The organism is Bythopirellula goksoeyrii (genome assembly GCF_008065115.1).
Classification (GTDB): Bacteria; Planctomycetota; Planctomycetia; order Pirellulales; family Lacipirellulaceae; genus Bythopirellula; species Bythopirellula goksoeyrii.
The window spans coordinates 2,708,848-2,724,513 of record NZ_CP042913.1; the positions used below are offsets into that span (position 1 = coordinate 2,708,848).

Here is a 15,666-nt window from a genome sequence, read left to right on the forward strand (position 1 = left end):
TGGCTGGTATTATCCGTCGGTAAGCTTTTTCTCACTGTTCCTGAGCAAACTTCCGCTGTACGAGGAGATCTCTTCATGGCACGCATCTGCACGGTGTTGACCTATTTGTCGTTTTGTCTTTTGTTCATTGATAATGTTCAGGGCGGTGAGTTCGATGAACTGCTCTACAAGGTCCCCGCTTCGGCCAACACATTGGTTCTGATCAATGTCGAGCAAACCTTGCAGGCTCCGATAGCTCAGGAAGAGGGATGGGGAAAGAAGCTAGAACTTGCTTACGTTGAGCGTCCGATTTTTCTCCCTCCGGAAGCAAATAAATTAGTGCTGGCGGCTGCGTTGCAACCGAGTCAAAACTTTTCGCAACTCTGGGAGTTGGGAGTGATGCAACTTAGTGAGCCAATGTCACTGCGTTCTATCGCACGCAGCGAGGGTGGATACCTGGATACCATCGATGGAACCGAAGCTGTTTGGACTCCAAGCGATGCCTACTTCGTGAAGCTAGATGACCAGGAACTGGGCGTTATGTTTCCGGCTGAGCGCCAGTTCGTTTCGCGTTGGTTAAACTTTGCCAACAAGAATAATGAAGTATCTCTCACGGAGTATCTCAGAGAGGCGACCCGATTGACTAACGAGAAGGTCCAGATTCTTATGGCAATCGATTTAGCCAATGTCGTACAACCACACGAGGTTTTGCAGACGATAGAAGCCTCGTCCTCTTTCAAGAAAATTGACTTGACTCCCCAAGAGATCGTGCCGATTCTGGCAAGTCTCCAGGGTGCTATCTTGCGGGTCGCGGTTGGCAAGGATGTCCAAGGGCAATTGCGGATCGATTTTGGTAGTGACATCTCTGCTCTCAAACCTATCGCTAAAGATCTGATCCTCTCAGTATTAGGAGATATGGGCGCCAACATCTCCGACTTGGAATCCTGGAAGTTCGACGTCAAAGAAAAAGCCATCCACATGCAAGGTCCCTTGTCTCAAGACGGTCAGCGCCGGGTCTTCAGCGTGATTGAACTCCCCTCTACCAAATTCAGTCAACTCAAGGATTCTACCGGCGAGAGCCAAACCTCCGAAGCGACTCCTGAGAGTCAAATTCGCGAAGCATCGATCACTTACTTTCGAGCGATTGATGTCCTCGTGAAGGATCTCCGTCGCGATTTGCAAGGCAACAAGGCAAGTGCGGCAGTCATGGAGCGTTACTCTCGCAAGATTGATCGCATGCCCATCTTAAATGTTGATCCAGAGTTGCTAGATTTCGGCGGCCACTTGGCAACGACCCTTCGTTCGATGGCACTCGCCAAGCGGCAGGGTGGGATCGCCTACGGCACCGCAACGGCAGGCATGGGGGGCGGAGGCTATAGCAATTACTCGATTGACTACGGCTATTTCGGCAACCTCATTGGCGATGCGTACTCCGGCGCCCGATCAAGCGCCGCTGATCGCTCGGCAGCACGAGCCCAATCTATGGCAGCAGCCAATAGCTCGCGGGTCGAAGGCTTCAAGCTGATCGACGACGCTACGGCCGTTATCAGACGCAAGATGACCGAGAAATACCAGGTGGAATTTTAACATTGTCTGTTTGACAACAACAGATAAACGAAAAAAGCCTCGTCCCGATCTCGGAACGAGGCTTTTATTTTGAGAGCTGCTTAATCGATTACAGCTGTGCAATCTTGGCGATCAAGTCAGCAGTGCGGCAACTGTAGCCCCACTCATTGTCGTACCAGCTCACGACCTTGAGCATATTGCCATCCATCACTTGGGTCCAATCCGCGGCAAAGACCGAGCTATGGGAATCGCCGATAATGTCGGTCGACACGATCGGGTCCTCGGTATAGCACAGAATGCCTTTGAGCGGGCCCGATTCCGAGGCCTTCTTCATGGCGGCGTTCACTTCTTCAGCGGTAACCGACTTCTTCATCAAAGTAGTCAGATCAACCACGCTTCCTGTGGGTACTGGGACACGAAGCGAGATGCCTGTCAGTTTGCCTTGCAAATCAGGAATCACCAGGCCGACTGCCTTCGCAGCGCCCGTGCTGGTGGGAATAATATTCTGAGCAGCGGCACGTGCACGATAGGGATCCTTATGCGGCTGATCCTGGGTGGGCTGATCGTTCGTGTAGGCATGCACAGTGGTCATCAGACCTTTTTCGATGCCGAAAGTCTCGTGCAGCACCTTGGCGACTGGAGCCAAGCAGTTGGTCGTGCAACTCGCATTGGAAATGCACTTCATGTCGGCAGTGAGCTTGTCGTCGTTCACGCCGAGCACACAAGTAAGATCTGCACCATCTTTGGCGGGGGCACTCAGTACGACGCGCTTGGCACCTGCTTTGAGATGGGAATCGTAGCCAGGCTTGCTGTCGGTAGCGCGGGCGGTGAAAATACCGGTACTCTCGACCACGACGTCCACACCCATATCGCCCCAAGGGAGTTCTGCCGGATTACGTTCCGCGAGTGCTCGGATCTTTTTGCCATCGACAGTCAGATACTCAGCATCGTGAGTCACCTTACCCGGAAAACGGCGATGCGTGCTGTCGTATTTCAGCAAGGTCGCCAGCATTTCGTTGTCGGTGAGGTCATTGATTGCAACTACCTCAAACTCACTGGAACGGGCGTGCAGGTTGCGGAACGTCAAACGGCCAATGCGGCCAAATCCGTTGATTGCTACTTTGATTGACACTCTTTTTCTCCTTCTGTGATTTGTAATTCATCCGGTTGCCCCAACCGGCGATAAGTCTGAACAGCCGACAGGCAATTCGGACACGGTATACGATAGCGGCCACAAGGCAGGGGCACACACCGGAAGCTGACACATCCGGCCCGCCAGATACCTGGCCGTGCTAGGTGGAAGCTGAATCGGCGATTATAACGATCTAGAGCGGGTCCAACAACTAGCTGGGAAAGGCGGTAATTGCGTTAGAAAACACCCACTTCACATCACCCACATCTGTCGACGAGCGTGATGTGTCAGCTTCCGGGATGTGCTTCCAGGTAACCCAGAACTCGTGCCGCCACGTCAACACCTGTCACCTCCGCCAGAGCCCGCCAGCCGGGCACCGCGTTCACCTCAATCGCATAGAGACGCCCATCACGGGTCGGCAGCAAATCGACGCCAGCCAACGGGGCCCCAATCGCCGCCGCTGCTCGCTGGGCTAGTTCGGCTAGATCGTTGGTAACCTCAAGCGGCTGGCCAGTCGCCCCGCGACTGATGTTGGTCCGCCAATCCAGCTCGTTGCAGCGGCGTATCCCCAAAACATCGTCACCCAAAACCAACAAACGCAAGTCGCAACCTTCGTGTTCGAGAAACTCTTGTAGATAAAACACGGAATCGACCGCTGCGAGAGCCTTGAAAGTGCGTATTGCGATAGTCTCATCGCTGAGCCGCACAATCCCACGCCCTTCGGAACCGAAGAGTGGCTTGAGCACCACGTCGCCTCCCAGGGAATCAAAGGCTCTCAAAGCTTGCTCGACTGTTTGGCATGTGATCGTGCGAGGAACCAACATTCCAGCCGCAGCCAAGCGCGTCGTCGCGAGATACTTGTCCACGGCCACTTCAATGGCGCGAGGCGGGTTGATCACTGTGACGCCAGCCTGCGCCAGGTTGGCCAGCGCGTCCATGCGAAAGATGATTTGCTCCAGCGACCCCGGCGGCATGGAGCGGACTAGCAAGGCGTCGCATTCGTTGAGAGTCTGCTCGGCGGTGTGGACTGTGGTATCGCCACCCACCGTGGAGGCAAGCTTCTGGTAGTCAACCGGGACAATTTCGTGCCTTTCCCCGGCAGCACGTGTTAGGTCATTGGTGTACCAACTACCAGCATTGCCGAGAATCGCGATTCGCATGTGGGTCCAATACTAATAGGCGAGCCGGCTCGTCCTCGAGCCCGAACAACTACATACCGCTGAACGATCGTTCCAGTACTTCTTCGTTCACTTCACCAAACCGAAAGCAGCTGCCCGTATCAAGATTCACAAACTCAATCACCGCCGGGCTGAACAGGAGCGGATCGACCTTGTAGAAATCGTTGCCATACTCAGCGAGAACTTCAGCAAACGGACGGCCATAGTCGGGCGAGGCGGAACTAGGAGCACGCGGACCGATCTCTGCGAGTGATTCGTCGTCACCGTGCACTTCCAGAGTGACCTGTCCCCCGTAGAGAATTGCATCGTTCGTGCGTCCAATCGCGGCAAAGTCGTCCTTGACCAAGGGAGGAAGTGGAGCCGTCCCACTACCCGTTTCAATGCGCGAGAGGTCAAACTTCAATTCATGCAGCTTGTGCAATGCCGTCTCGACACTACGGGCAACGATCTGTAAAGTTCCACAAATCGAACTCGTAGGCGCCACGAGCAGTGTCAATTGTTCCGGCACTACGTCACACTTTTCGGCAATTTCAAGGCACACTCGCTCTGGCGGAAATTTCGCCGTCTCCAGCACACCCACGGCCTCGCTTGCATCTTCCCTGTACCCAATCTCATCAAACAACGCCTCCCGCCCCGCCGCAGCCCGCATCGGTCCCGACCCCATGGCGAAAAACTTATCGCCTTTGATCTCCCAACCCGCGTATTGCGATGCCAGGCAAGCAGCGACGGGCTTTTGAGTTGAAACTCCCACAGTCGGCCAGGCTTTATCTTTTGGCATGTCGAGAGTGACCTCTCCCAAGTCCGCCAGGCAAACACGAGCAAGGTAAATTGCCGCCTCTTTGCTTCCGGGGACTTCGATCCCCATGTCGATGAGTGTCGTGCCGCTGTCGAGTGTTTTTACTGCAATTTGGAGTGTTTCTGCTCGGGGGGGGATTTCTTGGCAGAGTACGCCGGCGCGATCATTGAGTTGGATTTCGGAGAGGTCAGACATGGATGTGAAGATAACGGAAGGCACAGCTTTGTGCCAGCGACCAACCATTGGTACCGTTCCCGAGAGATATCTGCATCTGGAAATCATTCCCATTTCTATTGCATTGTCTTTCTGCTGCTCAAATCAAACTATTTGACCAATTTCCTCCTGATTTTCCCAATAGTGTGTCATTCAAGACGAATTGCAATGTCTTGAGGGCTTGTTTCGCCTTGCACGTTCCAAACTAGAGCTAGGAGATTCCACGTGAAAATTCCGCTGATTGCAATCGCCGTTATACTCATTTTCTCCTCGAACAGTTGCCTATTCGCAGATGAGCCATCTGAGCTGTTCATCCAACTGCGTGATATGGACAGTACGATCTTTGAGGAGGGTTTCAATAAGTGCAACGAAGAGGTTCTGCGAAGTGTTCTACATGAGGATCTCGAATTCCTTCATGACTTGTCAGGCGAATCGGAATTCGATGGATTCATCAAATCAATCCAAGAGAACATTTGCTCCAATCCTCATGGCAAACTTACCCGGAAGGTGGTCCCAGAAAGTCTGTCTGTGTTCCCACTCAAGAAGGATGGAACGACCTACGCCGCGGTTCAGTTCGGAGCACACGAGTTTTATTTTACTCCAAATGGAGGATCAGCGAACCGAGTCTCCAGCGGTCGTTTCATTCATACTTATTTTTTGAACGAGGGAGAATGGAAATTGAAACGTGTCATTAGTTACGATCATCAATCGGCGTCCCCAGACGAACCCCGCGAAATTGAGAGGCCCCCAGAGCCTATACGGGGGGCAAATTGAACCCGGTAGGTTCATGCGATTCGTCGGGGAGTGAGCGCAGTGATATCCCCGGGCTTATCGTGATAGCCAACACCATCTCTGTGCTACGTTGACCCCTACAATCCCGCGAAGTAGTTTTTCACCGCAACGTCTACCGTCTGACGCGTCACCGCCAGGGGCTGGTTGTGGAATTCGCAGTAATTGCGGATCTGACGTAAGAGATCGCGGGGGTGGCAGAAGCGCAAAGGGCGCTGGGATGGCAAGTAGTGCTTCTCTAGTAGATAGTCCACTGCCTCAGGGTCGCACTGGCAGTCGATTTTGCTGGCAAGTTCGTGAAACAGTGCCACGTACTCTTCGGTCGTTGGGCCTTCGACTTCGATCTTGTAGGGGATACGTCGTAAGAACGCTTCGTCGACCAAGTCGCTAGGCTCCAGGTTGGTAGAAAACACGATCAGCATGTCGAACGGCACGGCGATCTGACGGCCGCTCGAGAGGTTCAGGTAGTCGTGGTGTTTCTCCATCGGCACGATAAGTCGGTTCAAGAGTTCTGAGGTGGGCATACGCTGGCGGCCAAAATCGTCGATGACCAGGGCGCCGCCATTGGCACGTAGTTGGACTGGAGCTTCGCTAATTCCCGTTTGCGGGTTGACCTGGAGATCGAGTTGCTGCATGGTCAATTCACCGCCGACGACGATCGTGGGACGACGAATCAGGATCCATCGTCTGTCGTAACTGATATCCTTCAACTGAGGCAATTCAACCGCCTCGTGGCTGCGTGGGTCGTAGAGTCGCACCAGCTCCCCATCAATCGTGACCGTGCGGGGAATCCAGAGGTACTCGCCAAAGGCACTCACGACCAGCTCGGAGAGGCATGTCTTGCCGTTGCCTGGAGGGCCAAACAGGAACAGACCTCGACCATCGTTGATTGCTTGGCCGAGTTGACTGAGCAGGTTTTCACTCAGGCACATTTCACTGAACGCGCTGCGCAACTTCTCCATCGTAAGACTGCTTAGTTGAATCGACTGCTTGCTAATGGCAGCCATGTAGGCATCCAAGGAAACCGGAGCTGCCCCGGCGTAGGAACAATGTTGATCCTCGCGGCGAGCCCGATCGAAACCGGCTTCGGTGAGTTGGAACACAAAGTCTTCCAGACCCGACGAACCTTTGATGGCGATCATCAGTTCAGACCGCAATCGTTCCAATGGCTGCTGAATGATGTGGCGCGGTAGATGCATCGACTCGGCGATGGTGCGACCTGTGACGGTGCCCCTTTTCAGAAGCAACTTCAGGATTAGCACCTCCAGATCGTGTGCTTGGAGTCCCGTGTCTTCGATTTCTGCGGGCTCCGGAGGAATGAACCGCACGGGGGATCCTTCAGGAGTGTGCAGTCTCTTCTCGACTGTCTGTTGGGCGTTTGGAACAGGTATCGGAGCTTCAAGGATTTCACTAGCCATTGCAATGCCTGCTTTGCGTGTGCGACAAGAGGGCGGGAGCTTGGGGCATGATGCGCGCAGAAGGTCCCCTACTGGACTCTTGGTTTTGAAATTGGGGTTGTCTAGCGAGGAAGGTCGTTTGGGGCTTGTTCCCAGCGAATCGCGAAATAAGTTTGCCAGTCCTAGCGGTAATACTGGAAAAGAGATTTGTCATCCCCGCGCAGGCGGGGACCCGGGACCGAGTATGTTTCATAGGGGTCCCCCCCTGCGCGGGGATAACGGGCAAGTTGCAGGATTTCACATCTCCGCCGAATCCGTTAGAATTCGAGATTCACGCCCATTCCCCCGCGCTCGGGGGGGTGAGCAGTCACGAACTACATCCCACTAGCGGTACCACTTATGTTTGAAGCCCTCCAAGATGGTCTGACCTCTGCGTTCAAGACGCTCCGAGGCAAGGGCAAACTCTCCGAAGCCAACATGCGCGACGGCCTGAAGCTGGTCGAGAAATCGTTGCTCGAAGCGGACGTGAGCTTCCCGGTCGTCCGGCAATTCATGGCCGATGTGACCGAGCAAGCCGTCGGCGAGAAGGTGCTCAAATCGCTCGATCCCAGCCAGCAGGTCGTGGGCCTCATTTACCAGGAACTGGTAAACATGATGGGGCCGGTCGACAATTCGCTTCATCTCCTTGGCAAAGACCAGGTAACCGTATTGATGATGTGCGGGCTGCAAGGTTCCGGGAAGACGACCACCTGCGGCAAGCTGGGCCGGATGCTCAAAGAGTCGGGTCGCAAACCGCTCATGGTGGCCGCTGACTTGCAGCGACCTGCGGCGATCGACCAACTGCATGTAATTGGCGAGCAACTAGGGATCGAAGTTTTTTCGGATCGTGGCCAGAAGGACCCCGTCACGGTTTGCAACGAAGCACTCAAGCAGGCAAAGAAACTGGGTGCCGACGTTGTGATTCTTGACACAGCTGGTCGATTGCATGTCGACGACGAATTGATGGGCCAGCTGCAGCGAATCGACCGCCAGTGCAATCCGCATCAGGCGTACTTGGTCGTCGACGGCATGACTGGTCAGGATGCGGTCAATAGCGCCAAGGCGTTCAACGAAGCCTTGGAACTCGATGGCGTGATTCTCACGAAGATGGATGGCGATGCCCGTGGTGGGGCGGCGATTTCAGTGAAGCATGTTACCGGCGTACCGATCAAGTTCATCGGCACCGGCGAGCACCTGGATGCCCTGGAGGAATTCCACGCAGACCGGATGGCAGGCCGCATTCTGGGTCAAGGCGATATTATGACCCTTGTCGAAAAAGCCCAACGCGAATTCGACCAGGACGAAATGCTCCGCCAGGAAGAGCGGATGAAGAAAGGCGAGTTCACACTCGACGATTTCAAATCGCAACTGAGCCAAATCAAAAAGCTCGGCCCGTTGCAAAAAGTGATGGGCATGATTCCTGGCATGAGCGGCATGAAGGATGCTATGGGCGACATGGATCCCGAGCAGGACATGAAGCGGCTATTTGGGATTATCGATTCGATGACGGCTGACGAACGGCGGAATCCAACCAAGACGATCGACCAAAGTCGCCGCCGCCGGATCGCCGCCGGCTCGGGCGTCGAGCCCCACGAAGTGAATGAATTGGTTAAGCAATTCGACGTGATGGCCACCATGATGACCCAACTTGCCGGCAAGGGGATGCGGGAACGGATGAAGATGATGCGGCAAATGCAGTCGGAGATGACCAATCCCAATGCCCAGCTTGCGAAGAAGAAGCAACCCACCGGTAAGCGGCTTTCGCCGGCAGAGAAGGCCAAGCTCAAAAAAGAGCGAGAAAAAGAGATGCGTCGTAAGAAAAGAGAGCAGCGGGGGAGAAAATGACCAATTCCCAATGAACAATGACCAATTTTGGGCTGCGAATCAAATCCTTTTGGTCATTGGTCATTCGACATTGGTCATTTCCCCTCTTACCCCTTGTCAGACACCCCCCAAATCTGGCAGAATTGTGGGTTTCCAGCAGCGAGAGCGGCCCCAACGGTCGCTAATCAATATTTCAGTTTGATGTAGTCAAAGATCAGGCGAGGAGAACTTAGTGGCAGTCAGAATTCGATTAAAGAAGATGGGTCGGACCCATCGTCCCTTTTTCCGTGTGTGTGCGTTCGATCATCATGCCCCCCGCGATGGGAAGGCTCTGGAAGAACTGGGCGTTTATGACACCAGTGTAGCCGACACGGATGCGCGTGCCGTACTTAATGGGGAGCGGATTGCCTATTGGCTTAGTGTGGGTGCCCAGCCGACAGAGAAGGTGGCTGTGCTGATCAAGAAGTACGGCAAGGATGGCACCCACCTCGCCCAGCAGCAAGAGGCTTTGTCTAAGAAGGCTCAGCCAAAGGTCGTGCCCGATCCTGGTGCCCCTGCCTCACTGCCCAAGAAAAAAGAAGAAGAACCAGCTCCAACGGAAGCTGCCGCAACAGAAGCTCCTGCAGAGGTAGCAGCCGAGTCTGCTCCCGCAGAATCTACAACGGAACCACCGGTCGCCGAGACCGCTACCGAAGAGAAGCCTGCCGAAACAGCTGCTGCACCCGAAGAAGCTGCTGCGAAAGAGTAAGGAGAAGGTGGAGTAGGTGAGTGAGTGAGAAGGTATGTATGTGGAATTTGACCACTCACCTATTCACTTACTCACCTACTCACCTCACACCAAATGCGTTTCGATGTGCTGACTTTGTTTCCGGAAATGTTCTCTGGTTACATGACGCAGAGCTTGTTAAAGCTCGCCATCGATCGCCAACTGGTGCAGATTCATCTGCACAACATAAGAAACTGGAGTCGAGACAAACACCAATGTGTCGACGATCGCCCCTTCGGTGGCGGCCCCGGGATGGTGATCAAGCCCGAGCCGACAGTCGAAGCGGTCGAAGAAGTACAAACCTTGGATGCAAATCCGGGGAAGCTGGTCATGCTGACCCCACAGGGGGAAACCTTGAACCAGCAGGTGGTCGAGCGTTTAGCCACACACAAGCGACTTGTGCTCTTGTGTGGACGCTACGAAGGATTCGACCAACGCGTGTGTGACATCCTGCAGCCTGAGGAGTTGTCGATCGGCGACTTTGTCCTCAACGGCGGGGAAGTGGCAGCGATGACGGTGATCGACACCGTAATCCGCCTCGTGCCCGGCGTGTTGGGAGACGAAGAGTCGAGCCATGTGGATTCCTTTTCCACAGGGAATCGCCTCCTTGAGCATAGCCAATACACTCGTCCGCGTGAGTATCGCGGACACCAGGTTCCGGAGATTCTCCTTAGCGGAGACCATCCCCAGATTGCAGCCTGGCGAGAAAAGAATAGTAGAGACCGGACCCAAGAGCGGCGACCCGACTTGCTCTAGCGGACACGTAGAGAAATGAAAGTGCTATTGGCAATTAGCGGTTAGCTTTTAGCCAGACTTGAATCCACTAACGGCTAATAGCTAACAGCTAACAGCTATTGAACAAGGAATAAACAATGAGCCAAGACATCATTAAATTAGTCGAACAATCGAGCCTCAAGGAAGATGTGCCCCAGTTCGAAATCGGCGACTCCGTCGACGTACATACCCGTATCCTGGAAGGGGACAAAGAGCGCATCCAAGTCTTCTCTGGGGTAGTCATCGCCCGTAGTGGCTCCGGCTCCAAAGAGATGTTCACGGTCCGACGTATCGTCGACGGCCAAGGGGTCGAGCGGAAGTTCCCCATCCATTCACCGCGGATTGCCAAAGTAGAAGTTAAGCGAAGCAGCGTCGTCCGCCGTGCCAAACTTTACTTCCTCCGTGAGCGGTCCGGTAAGGCCGTCCGTCTGAAGGAACGCCGCACCGATCGGGTCAAAGCCGGTAAATAGTCATATGACTTCGCTACTCACTTGGTTGCCGTTCTCATTTCGATCGGCTCCCAAGTCGTTAGGCGAACGAGGTGAAATTGCCGCGGCTCGGTTCTTGAAACGTGCCGGCTACCGCATTGTCACAACTCGGCACCGCAAGCGGTATGGCGAGATCGACATCATTGCCGTCGACTATTCCGCTAGTTCTGACACAGTCGTGTTCGTGGAGGTGAAAACCCGTCGCCTCGATGATACTACGCAACCGGCAGAAGCGGTCGACTCGGCTCGACAACGGAGGCTTACCCACGCCGGGCTCGCCTTTCTCAAGGGACATGGTCTACTCGAATATGCCAGCCGGTTCGACGTGATCGAGGTCGTCTGGCCCGAGAACCAGAAGCTTCCCAGCATCCGCCACATCCTCGATGCATTTCCAGCCGTGGGACAGGGGCAGATGTATAGTTGAAGGCCAATCGGCCTCGACAGCCGTTTGACGCGGATCTGCGATTTACTGACAATTGCAGCATGGCAGTTCCCTTACGACATTCTCCAGTTTGGCTACTTGCTCTGAACTTGCTGTTCGCAAGTTTTCTTTTCTTGCCATTTTGCTCCTCTCTGGCCGTTGAGAGGTCTTCTACACCCCAAGCAGTGAATGCGACTCGCTTTCCCCATCTGCACAACTTGCAACGTCTTTCCGAGCGCATCTACGTTGGCGCGGAACCCCATGAAGACGTGGCGTTTGCCGAACTCGCGGAGTTAGGCGTTCTCACGGTGGTGAGCGTTGACGGGGCTAAGCCGCAAGCGGCTGCGGCGCGACATCATGGATTGCGTTATGTGCATATCCCCATTGGATATGATGGCGTCTCAGAGGAAGCAGGCAAGTCGCTTGCTCAACTTGTGCGCTCTGTCGAAGGTCCCATCTATATCCATTGCCACCATGGAAAACATCGCGGACCGGCGGCGGCAGCGGTTGCGTGCATTGCCGAAGGAACGGTCGATCACAAGGAAGCAATCGAAATCCTCAAACGATCGGGCACCAGCAGCGACTATGCCGGTTTGTGGAGGGATGTCGAAGCATATCAACCCCCGGCTGAAGACGCGACTTTGCCCGCTCTTGTGGAGGTCGCCGAGGTAGATTCACTAACCGCGGCCATGGCTCAAGTCGATCGTGCGTCGGATCATCTTAAACTCTGCCAGGCAGCCGATTGGCAACCGATGGCAGAGCATCCTGACATATCCGCCCGTCAGGAGGCTTTGCTGCTGCGTGAAGGACTATTTGAAGCGGCTAGGCAACTCACAGCTGAGCAGAGGTCTGATACACGCTTGGCGAGTTGGTTTGGCTCAGCACTGAGGTCCGCCAAAGAACTAGAACATGCTCTTGAAGCGAAGAATTCTGATCTAGCTGCCCAAAAAATGGAACTACTTCACAAGAGTTGCCAACAGTGTCACTCGGCGTATCGGGATTAGAGAAAACCCGTAGCCGTGTCGTAGCACGGCACACGGCGCATTGGGTATTGGCTCGCTAAGCCGCAAGCGGCTTTTGTGCCAGGCAGACCCAATCCCAGGGCGGTATTGCGTCGGACGCGTCCAGGCCATCGTCGTCCCACGGGTAGTGAACTTCCCGAAGGTGATCGACTTTCATCCCTCGTCCCACGAGCGCGCGACGAAGCTCCTGACGCGTGTAGTGCTTCTGCTCCGTGTCGCGGCGGTTGACGAGATCGGCCTCGGTATCCAAAGTTCCGCCAAACGCCTCGGAATCATGTTCCGCTACATGACGAGCGGATTCCAGTGATGGGACTACTAACAGCAGATGCCCGCCGGGCCGCACCAGTTGCACTACGCTATCCCACTGACGAGTACGAAGAGCAGCATTGGGGGAAGTAATCACGTTAAGACAAGCAACCAGATGGCCGACTGTACCAAGCTGTGCACCAGCGTCTTCTAAAGGAAGCGTCTGCCAGGTTGCATGGTTCAACTCTCGGCAGAGGCCACGAGCCCGCCGTACCATCGCCGAAGCGAAATCAAAAGCGACTACTTTGCCATATCGTCGGCCAAACTGCTTGGCAAAAGTCCCAATGCCACACCCCGCGTCAACCAGAGTTTGCCGCCGCGTAGGGTGCGCTGCGTCTACTAGTTCGACAAGCTGCTCGCCGCTACTAGCCGTGATGTCGCAGACAGATTTTTCAAATTCCGCTGCCAGACAGTTCCAATCTTGGTAACTCATGAAAAGAGGGACGCCTTCCCAACCGACTTACTATTTTAACAGTTTAAAAGATTCAATGACTCGAGTGGCCTGATCAGATTGCGCGAAATCTGGGGCACCGAGGGCCATCAGTTGGTAAAGTCTCGTTCCGACTAAGTAGAATCGACAGCGAGCCTCTCCATTGGCTGCTGGAATTGTGAAACGGAATTGAAGGCCCGGATGCGATTTATCCAGTGCGATACTCTTGCTCTCGACGAGTTCTCCTTGAAATACCTCTTGAAGTCGGTCACGACCCGATACAAGTGCCGACGCCAACTCCTTTGGCCCCTTCCCTTCCAGATTCGGATTCTCCTGGTACGAGATCAGATAGACCCCTTGCTCCATGGGAACCGTGTACTGATGCTGTGTCTCCTGGGCATCCCCTACGGTTGTCTTCTCGTACAGCGGCTCCCCAGGTAGCCCGATGCTGAATTGTCCAGCCTGATTCTTGAACTCGACCAATTCTGCTACTACTACCTGCTCCACTGCCCGCAGCGACGCTATCGGCAAGAGTAGGATTGAGGCTAAACCGAACGCTATTAGCCACAGTAAAGAGATTTTCACTCTTCTTAGTCTCCACAATAAAGTCCTAGAATAGATAAATCTTACGAAACAGATATGATGATAATATACTATCCCGATCTAATTCGTATTCCTTGCCAGCAAAACTTCACGAATTCTCCGATGTTGGTTTTTAACTCTTTGGTATCTAAAAAGGAAGTTCACCCGACCCTTTAGCTTCTGCACGACAGATCTCGACTTCACAAGAAAGCTCATGCAATTGCAAACCTGGACGCAACGGAAAGTGAGCTCTGGCGCCATCGGGCATGTTTCGCAACTCAACATCAAGTTCCGCCATGTATTTCAAAAGGTCGGAAAGATAAGCCATTCCATCACTGTCGCCCATAATAGTAACTTTGACTACCTGCCCATTGAGAAGAGTAGGCGCGATTGACAACGTACCGTAATGTGCTGGCACATCAGAATAGCTATCTGTAAGTTCTCTTGCCATTCTGTTTGATTCATTCGCTATCAAGAGGCCGAGGATGCGGTCATTCTGGGCATCACTCCGCAATCGAATACAAATGTCCCGAAGTACGGATAATAATCTCATTGCCGACAATAGCTGGGGTCGCATCGATCGGTTCGTCGAGCATGTTGGTTGCCAGGACCTCGAATTCGGGGCCATGCTTGAGGACTGTTGTCGTGCCGTTGCGACCCGCAATGTAGATCCTGCCATCGGCGGCGACCGGGGAAGAATAGACCGTGTCCATATCGGGTAGCCGCTTGCCCCGATAGATCACTTCCCCCGTGTCGGCATTGTAACAAGAAAGAATCGCGGTGTTGGCCTTGGTAAAATAGAGTTGGTCGTCATAGAGCAATGGCGAAGGGACATAAGGGGTGTCACGTTCGATGTGCCAGGCGATCTCATCGCTATCGGTGATGTCTCCTTTGGCGCTAAGGGGGATGGCATATAACGCTGAACCACGATGACCAGTCATGCAGAACACCAAGTCTCCGTGAAGCACAGCCGTGGGAACAGGATTGCTGGCTTGCCCCCCACATTCCCAAATGACTTCTCCGTTGGAAAGATCGTAGCCCCGAGCCCGATTCATGCCGTTGATGATAATTTGCACTTTGCTATCGTACTCCACAATGAGTGGCGTGAGCCAGGTAGACGCTTCATCCCGTTCTACCTTCCACTTGCTTTCACCCGTGTTGGCATTGAGTGCGGTAATAAAAGATTGCCCTTCGTGATCCCAAATGATCACGAGCGTATCTTTGTACAACGCGGGAGAAGATCCCTCACCAAAGGAACCCCGCATGGTCTGATCGCCTAGATCTCTTTGCCAGCGAAGTTTGCCATCCATGGTGTAGGAATAGATGCCCCGCGAACCGAATGAAACATAAATGTTTTCGCCATCGGTCACCGGCGTCGCGGAGGCATAACTGGACGTGCCGTGATGCCCTTCGTGAGGAATCGCCTCGCAAGCAGTTTCTTGCCAGACTAGTTCCCCCGTCTTGCGATCCAGGCACATGACAATGAATTGATAGTAATTGGTAGGAGCCTCTGCTCGTCCGAAGCCACCTCCCCGACGGCCGCGGCGACGACGCTCGCCATCCCGAGGTCTTTCGCCATCTTGAGGAGGCTCTGCTTGAGCTAGCAACCCGTCGCGATCAGTTGCCACCAGTCGGAACGGAGCATGATCGGGTTCAGGGACGATACGACTCGCCGTATTGTCAGTTGAGTCAGCCGTTCGATCGGTCTTGATTGCGGTCTGAAGATAAATGCGATCCCCCCAGACCGTAGGTGAGCCGCTGCCCTGACCAGGGATTTCGACTTTCCAGCGGATGTTTTTGTCCTCGCTCCATGTAGTGGGTGGATTGCCATGCGGCGCTACTCCCGTGAACTCGGGCCCGCGAAAGCCGGGCCATTGGCGTGAAGCTTCTTCGCCGAAGGAAGAATTGGCGGCCACTAACAAGGACACGATCAAACAAGCGTACCTGAACATGATTCGGCTCTC

Annotated in this window: 16 protein-coding genes; 8 read left to right on the forward strand and 8 right to left on the reverse strand. The window is 54.2% G+C overall.

From position 1 onward, the window contains the following. Positions 1–75: 75 nt before the first annotated feature. Entirely contained in the window at positions 76–1,566 is a 1,491-nt protein-coding gene (locus tag Pr1d_RS10690) for a hypothetical protein (protein ID WP_148073513.1), read from the forward strand. 88 nt (positions 1,567–1,654) lie between these two features. Here the strand turns inward: Pr1d_RS10690 and gap are convergent, their stop codons facing one another. From gap to mch, 3 genes are all read right to left on the reverse strand, one after another. Further along, positions 1,655–2,677, reverse strand: a complete 1,023-nt coding sequence (gap, locus tag Pr1d_RS10695) for a type I glyceraldehyde-3-phosphate dehydrogenase (RefSeq protein ID WP_148073514.1) — start codon at positions 2,675–2,677, stop codon at positions 1,655–1,657. Between the two features lie 287 nt (positions 2,678–2,964). Beyond that, positions 2,965–3,837 (reverse strand): ATP-grasp domain-containing protein, encoded by an 873-nt coding sequence (locus tag Pr1d_RS10700; protein ID WP_148073515.1) that lies wholly within the window; start codon positions 3,835–3,837, stop codon positions 2,965–2,967. A 49-nt stretch (positions 3,838–3,886) separates the two neighbouring features. Next, positions 3,887–4,846, reverse strand: coding sequence for a methenyltetrahydromethanopterin cyclohydrolase (gene mch, locus Pr1d_RS10705; protein ID WP_148076352.1), 960 nt, complete (start codon positions 4,844–4,846; stop codon positions 3,887–3,889). 243 nt (positions 4,847–5,089) lie between these two features. Between mch and Pr1d_RS10710 the strand changes: the two genes are divergently transcribed. Further along, the gene (locus tag Pr1d_RS10710) at positions 5,090–5,638 is read left to right on the forward strand and encodes a nuclear transport factor 2 family protein (protein WP_148073516.1); all 549 of its coding nucleotides are present in this window, start codon (positions 5,090–5,092) and stop codon (positions 5,636–5,638) included. A 95-nt stretch (positions 5,639–5,733) separates the two neighbouring features. Here Pr1d_RS10710 and Pr1d_RS10715 read toward each other — a convergent pair whose 3' ends face one another. Continuing rightward, positions 5,734–7,071: an AAA family ATPase gene (locus Pr1d_RS10715; protein ID WP_148073517.1), complete on the reverse strand. Its 1,338-nt coding sequence runs from the start codon at positions 7,069–7,071 to the stop codon at positions 5,734–5,736. A gap of 378 nt (positions 7,072–7,449) precedes the next feature. Here Pr1d_RS10715 and ffh point away from each other — a divergent pair, with 378 nt between their 5' ends. The 6 genes from ffh (at position 7,450) to Pr1d_RS10745 (ending at position 12,366) form a co-directional block, all read left to right on the forward strand. After that, entirely contained in the window at positions 7,450–8,934 is a 1,485-nt protein-coding gene (gene ffh / locus Pr1d_RS10720) for a signal recognition particle protein (RefSeq protein WP_148073518.1), read from the forward strand. A 211-nt stretch (positions 8,935–9,145) separates the two neighbouring features. Beyond that, complete coding sequence (gene rpsP / locus Pr1d_RS10725) at positions 9,146–9,661, forward strand: 30S ribosomal protein S16 (protein ID WP_148073519.1); 516 nt, start codon at positions 9,146–9,148, stop codon at positions 9,659–9,661. Positions 9,662–9,754: 93 nt separating this feature from the next. Further along, positions 9,755–10,435 carry a tRNA (guanosine(37)-N1)-methyltransferase TrmD gene (gene trmD / locus Pr1d_RS10730; RefSeq protein WP_148073520.1) on the forward strand — a complete coding sequence of 227 codons (681 nt, stop codon included), beginning with the start codon at positions 9,755–9,757 and terminating at the stop codon, positions 10,433–10,435. Positions 10,436–10,551: 116 nt separating this feature from the next. After that, positions 10,552–10,923: a 50S ribosomal protein L19 gene (rplS, locus tag Pr1d_RS10735; RefSeq protein WP_148073521.1), complete on the forward strand. Its 372-nt coding sequence runs from the start codon at positions 10,552–10,554 to the stop codon at positions 10,921–10,923. Positions 10,924–10,927: 4 nt separating this feature from the next. Continuing rightward, a complete protein-coding gene (locus tag Pr1d_RS10740; protein WP_148073522.1) occupies positions 10,928–11,365 on the forward strand; it encodes a YraN family protein in 438 nt (145 codons plus the stop codon). Positions 11,366–11,424: 59 nt separating this feature from the next. Next, positions 11,425–12,366, forward strand: coding sequence for a dual specificity protein phosphatase family protein (locus Pr1d_RS10745; protein ID WP_168205172.1), 942 nt, complete (start codon positions 11,425–11,427; stop codon positions 12,364–12,366). 55 nt (positions 12,367–12,421) lie between these two features. On the opposite strand, the gene Pr1d_RS10750 is transcribed toward Pr1d_RS10745, so the two are convergent. The 4 genes from Pr1d_RS10750 to Pr1d_RS10765 form a co-directional block, all read right to left on the reverse strand. Continuing rightward, on the reverse strand, positions 12,422–13,123 hold the full coding sequence (locus Pr1d_RS10750; RefSeq protein WP_148073523.1) for a class I SAM-dependent methyltransferase: 702 nt from the start codon (positions 13,121–13,123) through the stop codon (positions 12,422–12,424). 30 nt (positions 13,124–13,153) lie between these two features. Next, positions 13,154–13,705, reverse strand: coding sequence for a hypothetical protein (locus Pr1d_RS10755; protein WP_148073524.1), 552 nt, complete (start codon positions 13,703–13,705; stop codon positions 13,154–13,156). A 145-nt stretch (positions 13,706–13,850) separates the two neighbouring features. After that, positions 13,851–14,153, reverse strand: coding sequence for a hypothetical protein (locus Pr1d_RS10760; RefSeq protein ID WP_148073525.1), 303 nt, complete (start codon positions 14,151–14,153; stop codon positions 13,851–13,853). A 52-nt stretch (positions 14,154–14,205) separates the two neighbouring features. Next, on the reverse strand, positions 14,206–15,654 hold the full coding sequence (locus tag Pr1d_RS10765) for an outer membrane protein assembly factor BamB family protein (protein ID WP_148073526.1): 1,449 nt from the start codon (positions 15,652–15,654) through the stop codon (positions 14,206–14,208). Positions 15,655–15,666: the final 12 nt, after the last annotated feature.

Coding starts and splice junctions, on each gene's coding strand:
- Pr1d_RS10690 (WP_148073513.1), top strand. CDS start 76: ATGGCACGCATCTGCACGGTGTTGACCTATTTGTCGTTTTGTCTTTTG.
- Pr1d_RS10700 (WP_148073515.1), bottom strand. CDS start 3,837: ATGCGAATCGCGATTCTCGGCAATGCTGGTAGTTGGTACACCAATGAC.
- mch (WP_148076352.1), bottom strand. CDS start 4,846: ATGTCTGACCTCTCCGAAATCCAACTCAATGATCGCGCCGGCGTACTC.
- Pr1d_RS10715 (WP_148073517.1), bottom strand. CDS start 7,071: ATGGCTAGTGAAATCCTTGAAGCTCCGATACCTGTTCCAAACGCCCAA.
- ffh (WP_148073518.1), top strand. CDS start 7,450: ATGTTTGAAGCCCTCCAAGATGGTCTGACCTCTGCGTTCAAGACGCTC.
- trmD (WP_148073520.1), top strand. CDS start 9,755: ATGCGTTTCGATGTGCTGACTTTGTTTCCGGAAATGTTCTCTGGTTAC.
- rplS (WP_148073521.1), top strand. CDS start 10,552: ATGAGCCAAGACATCATTAAATTAGTCGAACAATCGAGCCTCAAGGAA.
- Pr1d_RS10740 (WP_148073522.1), top strand. CDS start 10,928: ATGACTTCGCTACTCACTTGGTTGCCGTTCTCATTTCGATCGGCTCCC.
- Pr1d_RS10745 (WP_168205172.1), top strand. CDS start 11,425: ATGGCAGTTCCCTTACGACATTCTCCAGTTTGGCTACTTGCTCTGAAC.
- Pr1d_RS10750 (WP_148073523.1), bottom strand. CDS start 13,123: ATGAGTTACCAAGATTGGAACTGTCTGGCAGCGGAATTTGAAAAATCT.
- Pr1d_RS10760 (WP_148073525.1), bottom strand. CDS start 14,153: ATGGCAAGAGAACTTACAGATAGCTATTCTGATGTGCCAGCACATTAC.
- Pr1d_RS10765 (WP_148073526.1), bottom strand. CDS start 15,654: ATGTTCAGGTACGCTTGTTTGATCGTGTCCTTGTTAGTGGCCGCCAAT.